We start from the raw sequence: 21,758 nt of genomic DNA on the forward strand, positions 1-21,758 counted from the left end.
CGCCCAGCTGGTCGACGCCGTGAGTGGCGATCACCTGTGGGCGGAACGGTTCGATCGGGGACTGGAGGATATCTTTGCCGTTCAGGACGAGGTCACAGGCAAGATCGTCGAGGCTCTCCTCGGCCGGCTGCGTGCGCCGCCGCCGCGCAATCGTCCCAGGAATCTGGAAGCCTACGATCTGTGCGTGCGGGCGCGCAAGCTGATCGACGATTCGCCGCAGACGGCGCGGGAAGCGCATCTGATGCTCACGCGCGCCGTTTCGCTCGATCCGGAATATGCCGAGGCCTATCGCTGGCTTGCCATGAATCACTGGATGGGGTGGGTGCATTGGGGCGAACCGATCGAACCGACCCGTCGCTTGGCCCTGGATCTGGCGCGCAAGGCCGTGGCGATGGATCCCAACGATGCCGGGTGCCGCTGGGTCCTCGCAAACCTGCTGGCCTATGAGCGCAGCTTCGACGAGTCGGATGCGGAGTTTGCCAGGGCGATCGAGCTTGATCCGAACGAGGCCGACATCTGGGCAACTTTGTCCGACATTACCGTCTTGGCCGGAAGGGTGGATGAGGGGCTGCAGCACATTCGCAAGGCGTTTCGGTTGAACCCGTTTCCGGCCAGCTGGTATTATCTGACGTTGGGCCAGGCACAATATGCGGCCGGCGACTATGAAGCTGCCGTCGAGACGCTGCGCAGGGACGAGACCTACCGTACAAGCTCACGCCGGTTCCTGGCCGCGAGCCTCGCCCAACTTGGCCGGCTCGACGAGGCGCGCGCAGAGGTCGAACTGTTCCTCATCAGCAATCCGCACTTCTCGACTCGCCGCTGGGCCGACACCGAGCCATTCTGCGACGCTGCGACGCTTGAGCATTTTGTCGATGGCTATCGCAAGGCCGGCCTTCCGGAGTGACCGGACAAGGCTGGCGCCTATTCCTCAAAGCGGCTCGTAGCATCACGGCCGCGCTCATATCGTCCTTTGAGTGGAAACCGTGGCAACCAGGATTCGCGACGAATGGTCCAGCTCTCGTAAGTTGGCATGAGTTGATCGGGGGCGTCCAGCGTTCCGAGGTGCACCTCGATCTCGTCTGCGGAGCGTGCATAAACGGACGAGCCGCAGCGCGGACAGAAAAATCGCCCGGCGTAGTCGCGCGTTTCTCCATCTATTGTCACTGCATCCTGGGGGAACACAGCGGCGGCATAAAAAAGGGCGCCATGATGCTTGCGGCAGTCGAGACAATGACAAATGCCGACCCGGTACGGCCGCCCCGACGCCACGATTCGGACGTTGCCGCACAGGCAACCGCCGGTAAATCGGTCCATGCTGCTTCTCCTCTGCGTTGAAGCGGGCGCACTGTTTACAACGAACAACACGATCGTTGCAATTGCCGGCTACCGGACGGTGACGGACTGACGTTCCGCTTTTCCGGCCTTGAAACCGGTGTGCACCGGGCTACATTGTTGATGTAGCCCAATCCCATTGCGCTCGCCCGGTGTGACCCCGTGGCGCTCCCTTGCAAGGATATCAACATGACATCGAAACCTGTCTGGTTCATTACTGGATGTTCAACCGGCTTTGGCCGGGAACTCGCCCGCCACACGCTTGAGCTTGGCTATCCGACGGTTGTTACCGCCCGCGACCCCAGGCAGGTCGAGGACCTTGCCGCCAAACACGGCGATAATGCCCTCGTCCTGAAGCTTGACGTGACCAAGGGCGAAGACATCGCAGGTGCAATCGCCGCCGGCGAAAAGCATTTCGGCCGCATCGACGTGCTCGTCAACAATGCGGGCATCGGCTATTTCGGCTCGCTTGAAGAAAGCGATATCGACGAAGTCCGCAAGATGTTCGAGATCAACGTCTGGGGTCTCGCCAATATGACGAGGGCCGTCCTGCCGGGAATGCGCAAGCGACGGTCCGGAACCATTGTCAATATCTCCTCCCAGGGCGGGCTTATCGCCAATGTCGCCGTGAGCTTCTATGCCGCCACGAAGTTCAGTGTCGAAGCGCTGTCGGAATCGCTGTCGAAGGAAGTCGCGCATCTTGGCATCAAGGTCCTTATCGTCGAGCCAAGCGGCTTCCGCACCGACTGGGCCGGCCGTTCCGCCAACGAGGTACCGGAAACCATGGACGATTATCAGCCGACGGCCGGCTCCCGCATGAAAATGCTGCGCGAATTCAGCGGCAACCAGCCGGGCGATCCCGTCCGGGCGGCCAAGGCGATCGTCCAGGCGGTGGAAGCTGAAAGCCCGCCGCTGCGTTTGTTGCTCGGCAAGGAGGCACTCGCCAATGCGCGCAAGAAGATCGGCGAATTGCAGAAGGATTTCGATGCCTGGGCTGAAGTGACGGAGGCTGCCGACGCGCCGAAGGCTTGACCTGCAGGGGGTGCGAAAATGGCCGGCCAGCCGGCCATTTGGGACTTAGGCCCGTCACGATTCATGCCAACACGACGGCTTGCGCTGCCTGAGCCCCGATGACTGCTTGCGCGCCGCGCCCGGAATCTTTATCGCTTTGCGTAAGACAAGAAAATTGGAAGCGCCATGCATAAGATCGTCATCAGCGGAACGGGCGTTTTCACGCCGGAACAGTCCATCAGCAATGCCGAACTGGTTGCGGCGTTCAATACCTACGCCAATCGGCAGAACGAGATTCATGCCGACGAGATCGCCGCCGGCACGCGTGAACCGATGACGATGTCGGCGGAGGACTTCATCGTCCGCGCCTCGGGGATCGAGCGCCGCTACGTCTTGAACAAATCCGGCATTCTCGATCCACAGGTCATGCACCCGGTCCTTCCCGAGCGCGGCGACGATGAACTGTCTGTCATGGCCGAAATGGCGGTCAAGGCAGCGACGCTGGCGCTGGCCAAGGCGGGGCGTTCGGCATCGGAAATCGACGCGGTGATCTGCGCGGCCTCCAATCACGAGCGTCCCTATCCGGCCATTGCCATCGAGGTGCAGCAGGCACTCGGCATCGAGGGTTTCGGCTTCGACATGAACGTCGCCTGCTCGTCGGCCACTTTTGGCATCCAGGCGGCCGCCGACATGATCCGTTCCGGCTCGGCCCGGGCGATCCTCATGGTCAATCCCGAAATCTGCTCGGCCCATCTCGAATGGCGCGATCGCGATTGCCATTTCATCTTCGGCGATGTCTGCACCGCCGTCCTGCTCGAGCGCGACGATCTGGCGACCGCCGCCGACCGGTTCGAAATCGTCTCGACCCGTTGCCTGACGCAGTTCTCCAACAATATCCGCAACAATAACGGCTTCCTGCGCCGCACGCGCGAAGGCCATATGGCCGACCGCCGCGACATGCTGTTCCGCCAGGAAGGCCGCAAGGTGTTCAAGCAGGTGGTGCCGATCGTCGCCGACCTCATCCTGACCCACCTTGCCGACGAGAACATTGCTCCCGCGCACCTGTCGCGCCTCTGGCTGCATCAGGCCAACAAGGGCATGAATGATCTCATCGGCGTCAAGGTGCTCGGCCGCGAGCCAGAGCCCGGCGAGCAGCCCAACATCCTGCAGGATTACGCCAATACCTCGTCCGCCGGCTCAATCATCGCCTTCTCGCACTATTCCGACGATCTCGCCCCGGGGAGCCTCGGCGTGATCTGCTCCTTCGGGGCGGGATATTCGGTCGGCAGCGTCATCGTCAGGAAGCTTTAAATCCGGTCCATCAGCGCGTACCAGCTCAGCGCCAGGAACAGAAGAGGCGCGCGCAAGCGCCGTCCGCCCGGGAAGGCCGGAACCTTTAGCTCTTCCAGTATGCGTAGCCGGTCGCGATTGCCCGCCACGGTCTCCGCATAGAGCTTGCCGACGAAGTTCGACAGCATCACCCCATGGCCGGAATAGCCGCCCGCCGAAATGACGTTCGGCATCACTTCGCGCACGAAAGGCTGGCGCGGCAGGGTAATGCCGACCGAACCGCCCCAGGCCTGGGTGATCTCGACATTGGCCAAACCGGGGTAGATTTCAGCGATCTGACGGCGAATGTGCGTGCTGATGTCGAGCGGATTATCGGCGGTGTAGGCTTCGCGCCCGCCAAACAAAAGCCGCCCATCCCTGGTGCGACGGAAATAGCGCACGACGAAGCGTGAATCGTCGACGCTCTCCCCGCCCGGCAGCACCGGACTGTCTTGTCCGAGCGGCACCGTGGCCCCGATGAATGAGCGGATCGGCATGACATGCGACGCGCTGATCGGCTCCAGATTGTCGCCATAGGCATTGACGGCGATAAATCCCTTTGCCGCGGTCACGCGGCCGGTTGCGGTTTCGACAATCACCTTGCCGTTTTCCGACTTGATGCCCGTGACCTTGGTGTTTTCATAAAGGTGCGCGCCTGCCGCGGCTGCCGCCCTCGCGGTGCCGACGACAAGCTTCATCGGCTGGATATGCCCCGTGCCCTTGTCATAGATGCCGCCGAGATAGCGAGCGGAACCCAGCCGCTCGGCGGTTTCCTGAAAATCCATGTAATGGATGTGCGGATAGCCAAAGCGGCTTGCCATCAGTTCGGCGTGGGCCTGATATTGCTTCAGGTAACGCTTCTTGTGGACGACCGACATCTGCCCCGGCATGTATTCAATGTCGATCCCGTGCGTCTCGGCAAATTCAAGGAGGTGGCTTTTCGCCTCTTCGGCAAGGTCGAACAAGGCCTTGGCGCGGGTAAACCCGTACTGGCCTTCGAGATCTTCCGCCCAGGCACGCTGTCCGGTGCCGAGCTGGCCGCCATTACGGCCGGAAGCGCCGTCGCCGAAGCGCCAGGCCTCGAGCAGCACCACATCCACGCCCGCCGATGCCAGGTGCACCGCCGCGGAGAGGCCGGTAAAGCCCCCGCCGATGATCACGACATCGGTCTGCCGCGAGCCATCGAGCGCCGGATATTCGGCGCGGTCGTCGGTCGTGGTTTCATACCAGGAGATGCCGGGGGAGATGGGTGATTGGTAGGGCATGGAACAAACTTCTACATTGATCTGCGGCGTGACTGCTGTGCGTGGTTCGACAGGCTCACCATGAGGGAAGTGAGCTGGCTGTAACAGTGGAAGAACGGTGAACTGCACGATGATCGGCAGCAGGCGTCACCACTTGGTTCTCTGCGGCCAATCCAGTCCCCTCATGGTGAGCCCGTCGAACCACGCACAGCAGTTGCGCAGCAGCAGACAACTGGAAATGTTCACACATTCAGCAACAGGAACTCGCGTTCCCATGGGCTGATGACCTCCATGAAAGTCTCGAACTCGGCCCGCTTGATGGCGGCATAGGTAATGGCGAAGGGTTCGCCCAGCATGGCGATCAGGTCCTTGTCCTGCTCGAACAGGATCGTCGCCTCGATCAGCCCGCGCGGCAGTTCGATCAGATTGTCATTGACCGTTGTAGAGGCAGGAGCATCGGGCTCCGTCCTGTTGTTCATGCCGAGGAGACCGCAGGCAAGGGATGCCGCGAGCGCAAGATAGGGATTTGCGTCCGACGAAGGGATGCGGTTCTCGACGCGGCGTGCGGCAGGATCGGAGCGCGGCACGCGAAAGGCCGTGGTGCGGTTGTCATAGCCCCATTTGACGTTGACCGGCGCCGAGGCGGCCGGCGTCAGTCGCCGGTAGGAGTTCACGTAAGGCGCGAACATGACGAGCGAGGCGGGTACATGTTTCTGCATGCCGCCGATGAAATGCCGGAAGGCGTCGCTCTCCGTGCCATCGGGGTTGGAGAACACGTTGCGGCCGGTCTTCTTGTCGACGATGGACTGGTGGATATGCATGGCCGATCCCGGCTGGCCCTGGATGGGCTTGGCCATGAAGGTCGCATACATGTCGTGCTTGAGCGCCGCTTCCCTGATCGTGCGCTTGAACAGGAAAACCTGGTCGGCGAGCTCGACCGGATCGCCGTGGCGCAGGTTGATTTCCAGCTGCGCGGCGCCTTCCTCATGGATGAGCGTGTCGATCTCGAGGCCCTGACTCTCGGAGAAATGGTAGATGTCGTCGATCAGTTCATCGAACTCGTTGACCCCGGCAATGGAATAGCCTTGGCCGCCGCCAATGGCGCGGCCCGAACGGCCGACAGGCGGGGTCAATGGATAGTCGGGATCGGGATTCTTCTTGACGAGGTAGAATTCGATTTCGGGCGCAACGACCGGCTTCAGGCCCTTCTTGTTGTAGGCGGCAACGACACGCTTCAGGACGTTGCGCGGTGTGAACTCGACCGCTTGTCCATCCTTGTTGACGAGATCGCAGATCACCTGCGCCGTGGGATCGCTTTCCCACGGTACTTCCGAAAGCGTCGAAAGGTCGGGCATCAGTTTCAGGTCGCCATCATCCTCCGGGTAGGAGAAGCCGTGGCCGTCTTCAGGATACGAGCCGGAGATGGTCGCCATGAACACGGCAGATGGCAGGGCGAGCGAGGTATTGGAGGTGAATTTCTTCGACGGCATCATCTTGCCGCGCGCAACGCCCGCCTGATCCGGCGTTATGCATTCGATGTCTTCGATATCCCGCCAGGCCAGCCACTCGGATGCTTCGCGCCAGTTTTTCACGCCGCGGGTCGCCTTGACATAGGCGGGCGTACGCCGCCGTGTTGTGGTCCGTGCGGGTTTCTTCTCGGGGGTATCGGAGGGCATCAATCACCAGAATTCGTTGCGATGCCAAAATGATAGAGCAAATCACCACAGGATGGGAGACGGTGCCCGGATAAATTTGCGTGGGCAACCAGGCTGCAATCTTCCGCTTCGTCGGGCATATACCTCTCCGTCATCCTCGGGCTTGACCCGAGGACCCATGCATCTCTCGTTGTCATGCCAAAACATGGGGATTGGATCCTCGGGTCAAGCCCGAGCATGACGGAGTGCAGAGGGTGGAAGAATGAAAGATACGAATGAAAAGATACGGATGAAGAGGATGACGAACGACCAGCATTGAGGATGACGAAGTACGTCCTGCCAAGAGGGGGAACCCGTATCAAAGCCGCTCGCGATCTCTCGCGAGCGGCCTTGCGCCGTGCGGGCTCCAGACCGAAACCCGAGAAGGCCACGGCAGCGTTTACTGGCGGGTGACCACGACGGGGATCAGGAGGTCGCCCCAATTGCCGTCACCCCCATGGTGGCGGGCGGAGCGGACCAGCTCCACGGACACGCCGGCGTCAACCGCCTTCATCACGGATTGGTTCAGGCGATGCAGGTCGTTGGCGACCATGCGAATGACAGCCTGCTGGTCTGCATTCATGGCCGATGATTGCTCCTCGGCCCGTTCCTTGACGCGTGTCTGCGGTGCCATGATCTTCTCCTTTTCTGGCGTTGCAGCGGACGATCCCATGATCGTCCGGGGGTGGGCAGGCGGCAGTTATGGGCCGTGTCGCCTGTCCTTTTAAGATTTACTCTGCGGCGGGGCGGAATTGATCCGTCTCGGTCGATTCCTTCATTGCGGTCGTCGAGGACTGGCCGCCGGTGATGGCCAGCGAAACCGCATCGAAATAGCCGGTGCCGACTTCCCGCTGGTGCTTGGTCGCCGTGTAACCATTGACCTCGGCAGCGAATTCCGCTTCCTGCAGTTCCGAATAGGCCGACATCTGCCGGTCCTTGTAGCCGCGGGCGAGTTCGAACATGCCAAAGTTGAGCTGGTGGAACCCGGCCAGCGTGATGAACTGGAATTTGTAGCCCATCGCACCCAGCTCGCGCTGGAACTTGGCGATTGTCGCCTCATCCAGATGCTTCTTCCAGTTGAAGGAAGGCGAGCAGTTATAGGCCAGCAGCTTGTCCGGGTGCTCCTTGCGCACGCCTTCGGCAAAGCGCCTGGCCTGTTCGAGGTCGGGCTTCGACGTCTCGCACCAGATCAGGTCCGCATGCGGCGCATAGGCGATCGCCCTCGCGATGCAGGACTCAAGGCCGTTCTTCACCTGATAGAAGCCTTCCGTCGTGCGCCCCGCATCGTAGTCGACGAATGGCTGGTCGCGTTCGTCGATATCCGATGTCAGAAGCTTGGCTGCCTCGGCGTCGGTACGGGCGATGACGAGGGTAGGCGTGCCCATGACGTCGGCGGCGAGCCGCGCAGCGTTCAGATTGCGGATATGCGCCGCAGTCGGGATGAGCACCTTGCCGCCGAGATGGCCGCACTTCTTCTCGGAAGCCAGCTGGTCTTCATAGTGGACGCCCGCGGCGCCGGCCTCGATGAAGGCCTTCATGATCTCGAAGGCGTTGAGCGGTCCGCCAAAGCCGGCTTCCGCATCGGCGACGATCGGCGCGAACCATGTCTCGACCGATAGACCCTTGCCCTCCGCCGCCTCGATCTGGTCGGCGCGCTGCAGCGTCTTGTTTATGCGCTTGGCCAGCTCCGGCGCGGCATTGGCCGGGTAGAGCGACTGGTCAGGATACATGGCTGAAGCTGTGTTTGCATCGGCTGCAACCTGCCATCCGGAAAGATAAATTGCCTTGAGGCCTGCACGAACCATCTGCATGGCCTGATTGCCTGAGAGAGCACCCAGCGCATTGACGAAACCATCTTCGTGGATGAGCTTCCAGAGCCGGTTGGCACCATTTTCAGCGAGAGTATATTTGATCTGAACCGAGCCTCGCAGGCGCTGGACATCGTCAGGTGTATAGGGGCGTTCGATACCATCATAGCGGCCCTCCGGTGCGTTTGGTACGAGGTTGTAAAAATCAGTCATTATTATCTCCACAAGAGTTTTATCCTGCACAGCCTGTCCGTTTAGGGAGGATTTCACGACTGCGTTGATATGACTAGATTTACATTGCAATGCGGTATGATCCAGAGATATCGCGTATTCTGGCGTATATATCGAGTTAAGCTGTTGTGCGTTTGACAAATCTGGATTGTAAATTTGTAAAAATTGTAATAGCGTGGTGCCGTCACGAATTGTGTAAAATTTTGTCACAACTGGGAACTGTGACGGTTGCTGCGCCTGGCAAGGGTAGCCTCTAGCGTCCATCTATCCGTCATCCTCGGGTCAAGCCCGAGGATGACGGAGGGGCAGCTTGGTTGGAACACCGCTGGCAAGTCAGGAGATCGAATGGCTGAGGGAAAAATCTTCGCGGGTCCGCGCATCAGGCGCATCCGCAACGAGCGTGGCCTCACCCAGACGTCCATGGCCGAGGCGCTCGGCATTTCGCCGTCCTATCTCAATCTGATCGAGCGCAACCAGCGCCCGCTCACGGTCCAGCTTCTGCTCAAGCTTTCATCCACCTACAGGATCGAGCTGGACACGCTGCAGGCGGAGACGGGCTCCTCCATGGCGGCGCTGAAGGAGGTTTTTTCCGACCCGCTTCTCAATGGTGAATTGCCCGGCGACCAGGAACTCATCGAGATCAGCGATGCTGCTCCCAATGCGGCAACGGGGATCATCAAGCTCTACCGTGCCTACAGGGAGCAATTGGAGCGGCTGTCCGATCTGTCGGAGCTGCTGGCCAAGGATGGCCGGGCGCCGTCACTGTCGGCGACACGTCTGCCGTTGACGGAAGTGCGCGATGTGCTCGATCGCCGCGCCAACCATTTCCCGCGCATAGAGGGCGAGGTCGACAGTTTCATCGGCCTCATCAAGCCGGGCGACGATCTCTTGAGCGCACTCAAGGTGTGGTTGAAGGCCGAGCACGGCATTTCGGTGCGCATCCTGCCGGTCGCAACCATGCCGAACTGGCGGCGCCGCTATGACCGCCATTCGCAGCGGCTGTTCATCTCCGAACGGCTTTCACCCTTCGACCAGCTGCGCGAGGTGGCGATGGAGGCCGCGCTCATGCGCATGCAGGTGGTCATCGCCGCCGAAATCCAGGATCTGAAGCTTTCCTCCGACGAGGCGCGGCGCATCGCGCGCTTCGAGTTTGGCCGCTATGCCGCCCATGCCCTGATGATGCCGTACCAGCCGTTCCAGACCGCCGCCACGCGCGCCCGCTATGACATCGATGTCCTGCGCTCGCGCTTCAACGTCTCGTTTGAACAGGCCGCCAATCGCCTGACCTCGCTCACCGGCAAGAACGATATTCCGTTCTTCATGCTGGAAGTCGATCACGCCGGCAACCGCTTCCGCCGGGCAGGGGCGCAAGGTTATCCGCAGTCGCGCTTTGGCGGCGAGTGCCCGAAGCTGCCTGTCCACGCCGCTTTCGCACAGCCCGGCCAGGTTCTTGTCGAAGCGGTGGAAATGCCTGACGGCGCCGAGTTCATGACTATCGCGCGGACCCTGGAGGGGCCGCAGGGGGCCTTCAACGAGCGGCCGCGCCGCACCGCCATCCTCCTTGGCTGTGATATCGAGTTCGCCGACCAGACGGTCTATGGCAGTGCCATCGGCAACCGCAGCATCAGTGCTCCGCCGCTCGGAAAATTCGTCGGCTCGACCCCGGTCGGCCCCGCCTGCCGCCTGTGCGAGCGCGCCGCCTGCCTCTCCCGCGCCGAGCCTCCCGTCACCCGCCCGCTCGGGCTGGACGAGATGGTGACGGGACTGAGTGCGTTTGATTTTCAGTAGGGGTTTTGCTGGATCAATAAAACGAATTTTCTTCGACTATTGTCGGGATTGCGCAACTGCATTGCCCTGCCAATGATGTGCCCGGGAGGCGTCCTTGGTTTCGATTCATAAGGTTGTTGTCACATGGTGGAGGCGTTTGCTGGTCGCGACTGCGTTGCTGGCAGCGATTTCACTGTCCCTCTCGCTGTTCTTCGGCAGGGCGCAGGACGAGCCTCAAGATCTGACGCCCCTAAACCGGGAAAACCTGGTAGCGAAGGAAACAGCATTTCTTGAACTCATGAGAAAGGCGGATGCGCAAGGCAATTATCGCGCCGCTGTAGGTTACGCGCGGGAGTGCCATGAAATGTGGACCAGTTCGAAACCACAGCGGTGGCGGTCTTCGGAATGCTCGTATTATTACATTGATGCTCTTCTCGTGAGCCCTGGCACGACAAGCAATCCGCAACTCGGCTTTCAAATCCTCAAACGAATGGTTGAGCCGGACTACAACGAAAGAAAGTCGGCGGTTAAACTGGCGCAGTTCTATTTTAATGGCATAGGAGTTGCGCGCAATCCCGTTGAAGCCGTGGTTACGCTTTGGCGACATCGCAATGGCCGTTCGTGGGGTTACACTCTTGGGTGCAAGGACTGCGCTGACACCTGGCGAGAAGATTTGGCGCTCGAGACGCATTGGACTAGCCAACTGACCAGTACAGAGAAGGCAGAGGCCAGATCACTGGAGAGGCAGCGGTTTCCGGATTTATACCGTGAAGTTTACTTCTGGGATCTATTGGTGATCCTGCTGCGAACCTTAGTACTTTCATCAATTCTATTGGGGTTATATTTTGTAATTATGATAGTGTTGCACTCTATATCTTCTGGAAAGATGTCCTTAGTTTCGATTCATAAGGTTGTAGACACATGGTGGAGGCGTTTGCTGGTCGCAATTGCGTTGCTGGCCGTGATTTCACTGTCCCTCTCGCTGTTCTTCGGCAGGGAACAGGACGAGCCTCAAGATACGACCATTCATCGCGAAGGCCTTGTGGATAGGGAACAGGCGTTTCTTCGACTGATCAGGCAAGCAGACGCGCAAGGGAACTATCGCGTCGCGCTTGATAACGCGCGTGAATGTCATGAAATGTGGCTAGCTTTGAAGCTGCCTCATTGGCGATCCTCTGACTGTTCCTACTACTATGTCGACGCTGTTGTCGCGGGCAAGGGCATTACCAATAATCCTGTACTCGGCTTCCAAATTCTGGAGCAAACCGTCAAAGCAAATTATGACGATACCTACGCCGTTCCCAAGTTAGTACGGTCTTATCTTGACGGTATTGCTACCTCTCGAAACCCTGTTGGAGCTGCTGTCACGCTGTGGCGATTCAAGAACGGCAGGATATCCGAATTCTTTGCGTGCAAGAACGGGTGTGACGATACTTGGCGTGATATTGAAGATCTTGAGGTGCTGGTGGACGAAGAGTTGTCCGATGAAGAAAAATATCAGGCAAAAATGCTAGAACGAGCGCTATTTTCGAAACTATACTACAAAACATTATCATGGAATAAATTTGTATTATTGGCAAAGTGCGCATTCATTGTGTTGTTGTGTTATGCGTTATTCAAAATATTAATAAAAATTTCTTTAAATATTCAAAGATTGATCAACAAATGATTGGTGCGACAGCAGGGAATTGCTTCATCGTACAGGATATTAGCAAAGGACATTTCGATGGCAACTCAGAACCCCATTTTGATTCATGTTATACTTCCGAACTATAATATTGGGAGTGGAGGCGATCTTGATGCACCTCTGCTAGGTCACGCTGCATTCATCATTATTGATGAGAATGGTGGAACCACCTACCAGGAATTTGGACGCTATGATCCAAATAAGGTTCCAGGTGTGGTGACAATCAATAAAAATTCATACACGGAAGGCAATATTCGGCAGTATCAGATCGTTACAAAGCTCGAATACGATGCCGATGGTAATCTGACGGAAAAATCTCTTACCGCAGCGCTCGATGAAGTGTTCAACACGTCTGGTTTGTATAAGAATGTGGATATTGGCGCGGCTTCGGTGACGCAGTTCAAGATGAGCAGCGAACAATCGGCCAAAATCAGTATTTGGTTCGACGAACAGAAAAAGCTGATCAACGATGGAACCACTCATTATTCAATATTCGACAAGAACTGCATGCAATTCGTCTACGATGCCGCGAAGGCGGCGGGTTTGACTATCAGTAATTCACAGAATTTGCCGGGTTTAGCTATCCCAAGTATTGGTGCAGCCAATATTCTCGAAGTGGCGAAGAAGGGTTATGAATATTTCGCACCAGGTTCGTGGGTCAAAGACCGTATGACGACGATATTCGGACCCGGCACACGGACTGCCAATTTTCTGCAAGACCGCGTTTGGCAGGCCGCGAAAGCGGTGTCGGAGTGGTTTGGTGTGAAGCAGCCTACGATCACCCTGGTTTCTTCTACAGCGCAGCCCATCGCTGAAATCAAGGACAGTTTGGGAAGCTTGCTGCAGCGCACCTCTATTGAAGAAGGCGGAACGCTGAAGAACGTGACTTTCGATAATCTCAGCAACAAAACGAGAGAGGCACTTCTCAACCCGAACGGCAGCCTGAGCACACTTTCCACGTTTAGCCCGGCAGGCATTCTCACGAAAGAGACGAAATGGAGCGAAGGCGGTGCTCGTACAGAACGCGTCTTCGAATCCGAGACCGGCAAACTGTCGTCTCATAAGGAATTCGATGCTTTGGGCCGAAAGGCGGTCGATATAGCTTTCAGGCCGGATGGCACCGCCACGAAGACGACGCTGGATCTCACCAATACCAAGCCTTGGGATCAGGCAATCGGCGAGTTTGATCGCGACGGCCGATTGGTCGGCGAGAAGGTCGTCAATGACAATGGCACTCGTTATGACGCGAAGTTCAATCCGGCGACCGGCAAGATGACGGAGAAGACAGAATTCAACGTCTCCGACAAAGCCACCGCGAAAACGACTTTCAGAAGTGATGGGACAACCTCCAAGGTACTCTTTGATCCAGAAAACAAGGAGACATGGAAAGACGCCGTCGTCGAATACGACAAGAATGGCAAGCCTTTGACCCAGACCGGCACAAATGACGATGGCAGCACCTTTACCGGTACGTACCAGCCTGGGACGACGTTCCTCAACAAGCTCACCACGACCCGGACAGACGGCACGAAATCGCAGACCCTCGTCGATGTGGCAGACACGAAGGATTGGGACGAAGCAACCATCGAATACGCCAAGGATGGCAGTCTTGTCTCCGAGGATGGTACGATGGACGATGGAACGAGCTACAAGCTGACGTACGATCGCGACACCGGCGAGGTGAACCGGCGTGTCGACTTCAACCAGCAAGGCCAGAAGGTTTCCGATATCGTAGTCAACCACGACGGAACCCAGTTGGAAACCCACTATGATGTCAACAACAAGCAGGCCTGGCGCGAAGCTACGCTGCACTACGACAAGAATTGCAAGCTCGTCTTTGAAAAGGGCACCATCGACGACGGGAGCAAATACGACCAGAAATACGATCCGGCAACGGGACGAACAACGGAAAGAACCGAATACAATCCAGCAGACCGGGTCACCTCGATCACCTCATTCAGGACGGACGGGACAAAGTCGAAGACGCTCTATGATCCGGAGAACAAGCAGCCCTGGAAAGAGGCCACCGTTGAATACCGCAAGGACGGAAGCTTGATCTCGGAAAAAGGGGTCAATGACAACGCCACGCGCTACGACCTGACCTTTGACAAGGATACGGGACAGATCACACAGCGGCAGGAGTATGATGCCGCGGGCCAGAAAACCTCTATCACGACTTTCAGGACGGATGGGACCCAGTCGCGAAAGTTTTTCGATGTCGGTAACAAACAGGGCTGGAAAGAGGCGACAGTCGAGTATGACAAGAATGGCAAAGTGGTTTCGGAAACGGGCGTCATCGACGATGGTAGCCGCTACACGCAAAAGTATGATCCAGTGACTGGAAGGACGACGGAGCGTGGCGAGTACACGGCCGACGGAAAGATGACGTCGAAGGCTACCTTCAACGCCGACGGCAGCGAGATCCGGACGGAATATGATACGGACGGTACCAAGCCTTGGTCTGAACGCACGTTAAACTTTGATAAGAATGGCCGGCTGCAATCGATATCTGGAATTTTGGATGACGGTACCCGGATGGAACTGACTTATGATTCCAACGGGAATATCACGCTCGAACGCCGCTACGACAAGTCCGGTAACTTGATCTACGACTCGGTCGAGGAAGCAAAGCGGAAGGCTGCTGCGGAGGAGTTTATCAAGCAGAAACTTGCCGAGAGGCACCTCGTGACGTTGAAAGACGCGGAAGACAAATTCACGTGGGACACCAAGGTCCGCACCTATGATGGATTTGGTCAGCTCATTCGAGAGACGATTGACTTCGGGAAAGGCGCCAACTCGCACGTGGAGAAAGATTTTGATCTGAGCGGTACGGGACCTTGGCGGGAACGAATAAGGACGATCTACAAAGATGGCACCTTGGTCCACGAGTTCATCATCCGAAATGATGGGACATCGAGGGGCACCGCGTACAACCGAAAAACCGGCAAACAAGAAGGCTATACCGAGTACGACAAGAACGGATACGCAATTGCTACTGATCAGAAATACCCCGGTACTCTTCCTCCAGTATTCGTCGACCTTCCTATCCCATACCTTGCGCAACAGATGGAGACGCGCGGCATGGCAGGAGAGTTCGACCCTCATCTGCCGGATGGGAGTGACGGCCTCCCGCCAGGATGGTGGCAAAGCGGTTCGACCGGCCCTAGGCCTACGACAACGTCTGGGACGCGGCCGAATTTGATCACATCACCTTGGGGAACCTTGGGAGTTGATGTGAATGGTGACAAAGACATCTATCCGCGCCGCTACCGAGCGGACTTTTACTCCGATGGAACTAAGGTCATGAATTGGTCGGACGGCACGAAAGTTGTGTTCGACAAGAATGATAACCTGGTCTTTAGGAGTACGGGAAACACGACCGACATTGGCGGCCCTCCCAAGACAAGTCCCATTCTCCTCGACCTGAACCGCGACAACCTTATCGACCTGCGCCCGCTCGATCTGCTCTCCGCTTCGTCCACACCGCATTTCGATTGGAACGGCGACGGGACGCCGGACAAGACCGCATGGGTCGGTCCTGATGATGGCTTGCTGGTGATCGATCTTGGTAAGAGTGGCGCAACGGGTCCTGATGGTACCATCGATCAGGCACGCGAAATCGCTTTCTCGCTGTGGAAGACCGAGGCTGCGCTCGATGCGGAGATCATGGCTTCCGTCACCGATCTCGAAGGTCTGCGTTTCGCCTTCGATACCAATCGTGACGATGTATTGGATGCGCGTGATGCCCGCTGGGCCGATTTCCGCATCTGGCAAGACAGGAACCAGGACGGCGTCAGCGATCCCGGCGAATTGTTTGGTCTCGATGAACTCGGCATCAAGCTGATCAACCTACTGCCCGATCCGGAGGGTGCGCGGCAATTCGCCGACGGCTCGGTGATCACCGGTACGACGACGGCGCTGTTGGCCGACGGATCGACCATGCTCGTCGGCGATGCGGCGCTGCGTTTCCAGCCCTCCCATGCAACCCATCAAATGGCGTGATCCGCAAGCGTCGAGGGCGGATCTCGCCGCCCCGTCGCCCGCCACTGCAATCCATGGGCGAAAACCGACAACACCTCGTCGCGTTCCGGTCTTGACCCCGGGCAGAAGCTTGGCATTGTGCGCACATGAGTGCCACCGCCGTGCCCCTGCCGCCCGTCACCGGGCCTGATCCCGCCAAGAGTTCTTCGGAGGTCGCGGTCGGCTGCCTGCTCGTGGCAGGAGCCGCAATCGCCTGGAGCACGGGCGGCGCCTTGACGCGCTTCGTCGAGCATGACGACAACTGGACCATCGTCTTCTGGCGTTCGTTCTTTGCCGCGCTGTTCCTGCTCTGCTTCATGCTGGTGCGCGACGGCCCGCGCGGCACATTGCGCCTGTTCCAGCACATGGGGCTTGCCGGCATCGGGGTCGCGATCTGCTTCGCCACGGCCTCATCCAGCTTTATCATGGCCTTGTCCTATACGACCGTCGCCAATGTCCTGCTGCTGCAGGCGGGCGTGCCGCTTTTCGCCGCCCTCATCTCGTGGGCGCTGTTCCGCGAAAGGGTCAGCACGGCAACCTGGATCGCGATCGCCGTTGTCATCGCCGGCGTCGCCATCATGGTTTCGGATTCGCTCGATGGCCAAGTCTCGCCAATCGGCGACATGCTGGCATTGTTGATCGCGGTCTGCTTCGCCTCCGCCACCGTCATCACGCGCCGCCACGCACACCTGCGCATGACGCCGGCGGTGTTTCTGGGCGTTGTCATTGCCGCCGTCGTTGCCTCGTTCATGGCCGGGCGGTTTTCGGCAAGTCCGCGCGATTTCGCCCTGCTCTTTGCCCTCGGCGCCGTCAATCTCGGGCTGGGCCTGGCGCTGTTCGTCAGCGGCGCGCGGCTCATTCCCTCGGCACTCGCTGCGCTGATCAGCACGCTCGAGCCCGTGCTTGGCCCCGTCTGGGTGTGGCTCCTGCATAATGAGGTTCCTGCGCCGCGCACCATCATCGGCGGCGCCATCATCCTTGCTGCCCTCCTGATCCATCTCGGCTGGGAATATCGCCGGCAGCGGCGAACACTACACGCCTGACGGGTATTGCCGTCCGCGACTCAATTGCAACGTACAAAAATTCGCGCTCCTGAAAAATTCAGTGGTCGACGGGCGCCAATGCAGTTGACGAAGCCATCGCAATCTAAAAAGGTAGGGCCAAATTTGGGAACCCGGTATCGACAGAGTACGTGTGCCGGCAGCATGGAGACATAAATGGGTATAAAGTCTGTTCTTTTGACGGCCACTCTCGCGCTTGGGCTCGCTACTTCAGCCTGGGCTCAGGAGCGTGTCGTCAATGTGTATAACTGGTCGGATTATATCGATCCTTCCATCCTGGAAGAATTCACCAAGGAAACCGGCATCAAGGTCGTGTACGACACCTTCGACAGCAACGAGATCCTTGAAACCAAGCTCCTTGCCGGCGGCACGGGTTATGACGTGGTCGTCCCGACAGCCAACTTCCTGCAGCGCCAGATTGCCGCTGGCGTGTTCCAGAAGCTCGACAAGTCGAAGCTGCCGAACCTTTCCAATACGTGGGATGTGATCAACCAGCGCATCGCGACCTACGATCCGGGCAATGAATATTCCGTCGACTACATGTGGGGCACCACTGGCCTCGGTTATAATGCCGACAAGATGAAAGCGATTCTCGGCTCGGACGAGAAACCCACATGGGATGTGCTGTTCAAGCCGGAAATGGCGGCAAAGTTCAAGGATTGCGGCATTCACATCCTCGATTCGGCTTCCGATGTCATGCCTTCGGCGCTGGCCTATCTCGGGCTGAATCCGGACAGCAAGGATCCGGATGAACTGGCCAAGGCCGGTGCCTTGCTCGAGTCGATCCGCCCCTATGTGCGCAAGTTCCACTCTTCCGAATACATCAACGCCCTGGCAAACGGCGACATCTGCCTGGCCATGGGCTATTCGGGCGACATCCTGCAGGCGAAGACCCGCGCAGAGGAAGCCAATGCCGGCGTGAAGGTGGAATACGCCATTCCGGCCCAGGGCGCGCAGATGTGGTTCGACCTGATGGCCATTCCTGCCGACGCGCCGCATGTGGCGGAAGCGCATGAGTTCATCAACTACATGCTGAAGCCTGAGGTCGCTGCAAAGTCGTCGGATTACGTATCCTACGCCAATGGCAACAAGGCTTCGCAGCCTCTTATGGACAAGTCTGTCTTCGAGAATCCCGAAGTCTATCCGGATGAGGCAACGCTCAAGAAGCTGTTCACGGTGACGCCCTATGACACCAAGACCCAGCGTGTCGTCACGCGGCTGTGGACGAAAGTCGTCACAGGCCAGTAAATCTCAAGACCCCGGCAGCCACTGCCGGGGTCTTTCACATGAAGCGATTTTGGCGCCGGTTTTCTGTCCGCGATTGCGCCGAGCAACCAGTTGGAGCGGTGCGCCGCTCCGCACGACCTAATGCAGCAAGGCAGGGGACATCATGAAATCATTGGGAAGTTTTCGTCGCAAATTCGCCCCCTGGAACGATCCGGCAGCGAAGCCGTTCATTGCCATCGAAAACGTCACCAAGAAGTTCGCTGATTTCACCGCTGTCGATGATCTGTCCCTGAACATTTACAACCGTGAATTCTTCGCGCTGCTGGGCGCATCCGGCTGCGGCAAGTCCACCCTTCTGCGCATGCTCGCCGGGTTTGAAGAGCCAACCGCGGGCCGCATTCACATTGATGGCCAGGACATGCGCGGGATCCCGCCCTATAAGCGCCCCGTGAACATGATGTTCCAGTCCTACGCACTGTTTCCGCATATGACCGTCGAAGGCAACATCGCGTTCGGGCTCAAGCAGGATGGCATGCCGAAGGGCGACATCGAAGCGCGCGTCGCCGAGATGCTCAAGCTGGTCAAGCTCGAGCGTTTCGCCAAGCGCAAGCCGCACCAGCTCTCCGGCGGGCAGCGCCAGCGTGTCGCGCTTGCACGTGCGGTCGCCAAGCGTCCGAAGGTTTTGCTTCTGGACGAGCCCCTCGGCGCACTGGACAAGAAGCTGCGCGAAGAAACCCAGTTCGAACTGATGGACCTGCAGATGAAGCTCGGTCTGACTTTCGTGGTGGTAACCCACGATCAGGAAGAAGCCATGACCATGGCCGATCGCATCGCCGTCATGGACAAGGGCAAGGTCATGCAGGTGGCAACGCCCGCCGAAGTTTACGAAGCGCCCAACTCGAAATTTGTCGCGGATTTCATCGGCAATGTGAACATGTTCGAGGGCACGACCGCCGCCATCGCCAACGGCAAGATTGACATAGCCGTCGCGCCCGACAATCTGACCATCCGCACCGAGGCGTCAAAAAGTTGCTCGGTCGGGCAGCCGGTCGGCTTCGCCATCAGGCCGGAAAAAATCCGTATCAGCCGCAAACAGCCGGCCGACCCGTCGATCAATTCCGCCTATGGCGAAATGTGGGACATTGCCTATTTCGGCGACATGACGGTCTTCCACGTCAAGCTCGAAAGCGGCCGGATCGTCAAGGCGGCCAGTCTGAACGCGGTGCGTACGGTCGAGGAGCCGCTCGGTTACGACGATATGGTCTGGGTCAATTTCGATACCGATGCCGGTATCGTTCTGACCGCGTGAACGGGGGCCGGCCGATGCAAAGATTGATATCGTCCATAGCCAGCCGCCTCGTCATTGCGGTTCCCTATCTGTGGCTGCTGATCTTCTTCCTCATTCCCTTCGTCATTGTCTTCAAGATCTCGCTGTCGGAAGTAGCGATGGCGATACCGCCCTATTCCCCTGTGTTTGAGCTGGCGGGGGGCTTGCAGGGGCTGAAGGACAACATCTCGCAATTGTCGTGGGACAATTACATCTGGCTGATCGAAGACCCGCTCTACTACAAGGCTTATATCTCCAGCGTGCTGATCGCCGCGGTATCGACGCTGCTGACGCTTATCGTCGGTTATCCGATCGCCTATGGCATGGCGCGTGCACCGGCCACGATCAGACCGACACTGCTGATGCTGGTCATCCTGCCGTTCTGGACCAGTTTCTTGATCCGCGTCTACGCCTGGATCGGCATCCTGAAGCCTGAGGGACTGCTCAACCAGTTCCTCATGTGGGCGCACGTGATCGATACTCCCTTGAATATCCTCAACACCAACACGGCCGTATTCATCGGCATTGTCTATTCCTATCTGCCGTTCCTCGTGCTCCCGATCTATTCGGCGCTGGAGAAGATGGACTATTCGCTCGTTGAGGCGGCCGAGGATTTGGGCTGCCCGCCCATCCTTGCGTTCTGGAAAATAACCTTCCGCCTGTCCATGCCGGGCGTCATTGCCGGTTGCTTCCTCGTGTTCATTCCGGCGGTCGGCGAATTTGTCATCCCGGATCTGCTCGGCGGATCGCAAACCCTGATGATCGGCAAGACACTGTGGAACGAGTTCTTCTCCAACCGCGACTGGCCGGTTTCATCCGCCGTTGCCGTGGTATTGCTGTTGTTGCTTGTGGTGCCGATCGTGCTGTTCCAGCGTGCCGAAGCGCGTGCACAGGAAAGCGAGAAATAAGATGAACACCACCTGGTCTCGCTTCAATATCGTGTCGCTGGTTCTCGGCTTCGCGTTTCTCTATCTGCCGATCGTTCTCCTGGTCATCTATTCCTTCAACGAATCCCGCCTGGTTACGGTCTGGGCCGGGTTCTCGACCAAGTGGTATGTCTCGCTCTTCAACAATCAAAGCTTCATCGATGCCGCCTGGGTAACGATCCGCGTAGGGCTGCTTTCGGCAACGATTGCGACCGTACTCGGAACGCTCGGCGCGCTGGCGATGACACGATATACCCGCTTCCGCGGACGGCTCTTGTTCTCGGCCATGATTTACGCGCCGCTGGTCATGCCGGAGGTGATCACTGGCCTTTCAATGCTGCTGCTGTTTGTTGCGATCGGGTTCGATCGTGGGATCTGGACCATGATCCTCGCCCATATCACCTTCTCGATGTGCTTCGTCGCGGTGGTTGTCCAATCGCGCCTCGTCACCTTCGACCGTTCGCTCGAGGAAGCAGCGATGGATTTGGGTGCGACGCCTGTCACGACCTTCTTCAAGATCACCCTGCCGGTAATCCTCCCCGCCGTCATCTCCGGTTGGATGCTGGCCTTCACCCTGTCGATCGATGATCTGGTGATTTCCAGCTTCACGTCGGGGCCGGGTGCAACCACGCTGCCGATGCGCATCTATTCGCAGGTTCGGCTCGGGGTGACACCGGAAATCAATGCTGCCTGCACCATCCTCATTGCCATCGTTGCCGTCGGCGTGATCATCGCTTCCATCGCCAACAAGCGCCGCGAGGTCCAGAGGGCACGGGACGAACAGGCGGCTGCAAGAAACTAGCAATCGTAGGCAACCTCAGGACCAATAGAACGCGTGCGGATACAACCCTGCATGCGTTGTCGCCCGCATCAAACCCGGCAATAAATCAGCAATGGCGCTCAGAAGCGCGATTGGTTTGAGGGCGGAAGCAGAGAGCATCGAGCCAGCCGGTGCATCGGGGAAGATTGGCCTCCCCGACCTAGGGCAGGGGCCTTGCCTTCAAACTTGGAGGTGAAGCGATGTGGTATCTACCGCTTAGCATCACCCCGGAAATGAAAAAGACCTGGACGAGCTGGCATCTCGTTGCAGGCCG

16 protein-coding genes are annotated in these 21,758 nt (G+C 58.3%); 11 read left to right on the plus strand and 5 right to left on the minus strand.

Going from position 1 to position 21,758, the window contains the following annotated elements; genetic code table 11:
• Positions 1-904, plus strand: a 904-nt coding sequence (locus K9U38_RS04705) for a tetratricopeptide repeat protein (protein WP_444357266.1), incomplete at its 5' end; no start/stop codon positions are given.
• A gap of 17 nt (positions 905-921) precedes the next feature.
• Here the strand turns inward: K9U38_RS04705 and K9U38_RS04710 are convergent.
• Positions 922-1,314, minus strand: coding sequence for a GFA family protein (locus K9U38_RS04710; protein WP_224493200.1), 393 nt, complete (start codon positions 1,312-1,314; stop codon positions 922-924).
• 207 nt (positions 1,315-1,521) lie between these two features.
• Between K9U38_RS04710 and K9U38_RS04715 the strand changes: the two genes are divergently transcribed.
• Both K9U38_RS04715 and K9U38_RS04720 read left to right on the plus strand, forming a co-directional pair.
• On the plus strand, positions 1,522-2,364 hold the full coding sequence (locus K9U38_RS04715) for an oxidoreductase (protein ID WP_224493201.1): 843 nt from the start codon (positions 1,522-1,524) through the stop codon (positions 2,362-2,364).
• A gap of 165 nt (positions 2,365-2,529) precedes the next feature.
• Positions 2,530-3,654, plus strand: coding sequence for a beta-ketoacyl-ACP synthase III (locus K9U38_RS04720; RefSeq protein ID WP_224493202.1), 1,125 nt, complete (start codon positions 2,530-2,532; stop codon positions 3,652-3,654).
• Here K9U38_RS04720 and K9U38_RS04725 read toward each other — a convergent pair.
• The 4 genes from K9U38_RS04725 to aceA all read right to left on the minus strand — a co-directional run bounded on the left by K9U38_RS04725 (position 3,651) and on the right by aceA (position 8,631).
• Complete coding sequence (locus tag K9U38_RS04725) at positions 3,651-4,937, minus strand: NAD(P)/FAD-dependent oxidoreductase (protein WP_224493203.1); 1,287 nt, start codon at positions 4,935-4,937, stop codon at positions 3,651-3,653. The two genes, K9U38_RS04720 and K9U38_RS04725, sit on opposite strands and share 4 nt — an antisense overlap.
• A gap of 221 nt (positions 4,938-5,158) precedes the next feature.
• Entirely contained in the window at positions 5,159-6,592 is a 1,434-nt protein-coding gene (locus tag K9U38_RS04730) for a glutamine synthetase family protein (protein ID WP_224493204.1), read from the minus strand.
• Positions 6,593-7,010: 418 nt separating this feature from the next.
• Entirely contained in the window at positions 7,011-7,244 is a 234-nt protein-coding gene (locus K9U38_RS04735) for an SMc00767 family acetate metabolism repressor (RefSeq protein WP_027230260.1), read from the minus strand.
• A gap of 97 nt (positions 7,245-7,341) precedes the next feature.
• Complete coding sequence (aceA, locus tag K9U38_RS04740; protein ID WP_224493205.1) at positions 7,342-8,631, minus strand: isocitrate lyase; 1,290 nt, start codon at positions 8,629-8,631, stop codon at positions 7,342-7,344.
• Between the two features lie 363 nt (positions 8,632-8,994).
• On the opposite strand from aceA, the gene K9U38_RS04745 reads away from it, so the two are divergent.
• The 8 genes from K9U38_RS04745 to K9U38_RS04780 all read left to right on the plus strand — a co-directional run bounded on the left by K9U38_RS04745 (position 8,995) and on the right by K9U38_RS04780 (position 21,466).
• Entirely contained in the window at positions 8,995-10,437 is a 1,443-nt protein-coding gene (locus K9U38_RS04745) for a helix-turn-helix domain-containing protein (protein ID WP_224493206.1), read from the plus strand.
• 94 nt (positions 10,438-10,531) lie between these two features.
• Positions 10,532-12,085, plus strand: a complete 1,554-nt coding sequence (locus tag K9U38_RS04750) for a hypothetical protein (protein WP_224493207.1) — start codon at positions 10,532-10,534, stop codon at positions 12,083-12,085.
• Positions 12,086-12,142: 57 nt separating this feature from the next.
• Complete coding sequence (locus K9U38_RS04755) at positions 12,143-16,105, plus strand: SPM autocatalytic domain-containing protein (RefSeq protein WP_444357270.1); 3,963 nt, start codon at positions 12,143-12,145, stop codon at positions 16,103-16,105.
• A 125-nt stretch (positions 16,106-16,230) separates the two neighbouring features.
• Positions 16,231-17,166: a DMT family transporter gene (locus tag K9U38_RS04760; RefSeq protein WP_224493209.1), complete on the plus strand. Its 936-nt coding sequence runs from the start codon at positions 16,231-16,233 to the stop codon at positions 17,164-17,166.
• Between the two features lie 174 nt (positions 17,167-17,340).
• Positions 17,341-18,432 carry a polyamine ABC transporter substrate-binding protein gene (locus K9U38_RS04765; RefSeq protein ID WP_224493210.1) on the plus strand — a complete coding sequence of 364 codons (1,092 nt, stop codon included), beginning with the start codon at positions 17,341-17,343 and terminating at the stop codon, positions 18,430-18,432.
• A 142-nt stretch (positions 18,433-18,574) separates the two neighbouring features.
• Positions 18,575-19,720, plus strand: coding sequence for an ABC transporter ATP-binding protein (locus K9U38_RS04770; RefSeq protein ID WP_224493211.1), 1,146 nt, complete (start codon positions 18,575-18,577; stop codon positions 19,718-19,720).
• 14 nt (positions 19,721-19,734) lie between these two features.
• Positions 19,735-20,646, plus strand: a complete 912-nt coding sequence (locus tag K9U38_RS04775) for an ABC transporter permease subunit (protein WP_224493212.1) — start codon at positions 19,735-19,737, stop codon at positions 20,644-20,646.
• Position 20,647: 1 nt separating this feature from the next.
• Positions 20,648-21,466 (plus strand): ABC transporter permease, encoded by an 819-nt coding sequence (locus K9U38_RS04780; RefSeq protein WP_224493213.1) that lies wholly within the window; start codon positions 20,648-20,650, stop codon positions 21,464-21,466.
• The last annotated feature ends 292 nt before the right edge of the window (positions 21,467-21,758 follow it).

This window comes from Phyllobacterium lublinensis, from assembly GCF_020164435.1.
GTDB lineage: Bacteria > Pseudomonadota > Alphaproteobacteria > Rhizobiales > Rhizobiaceae > Phyllobacterium > Phyllobacterium lublinensis.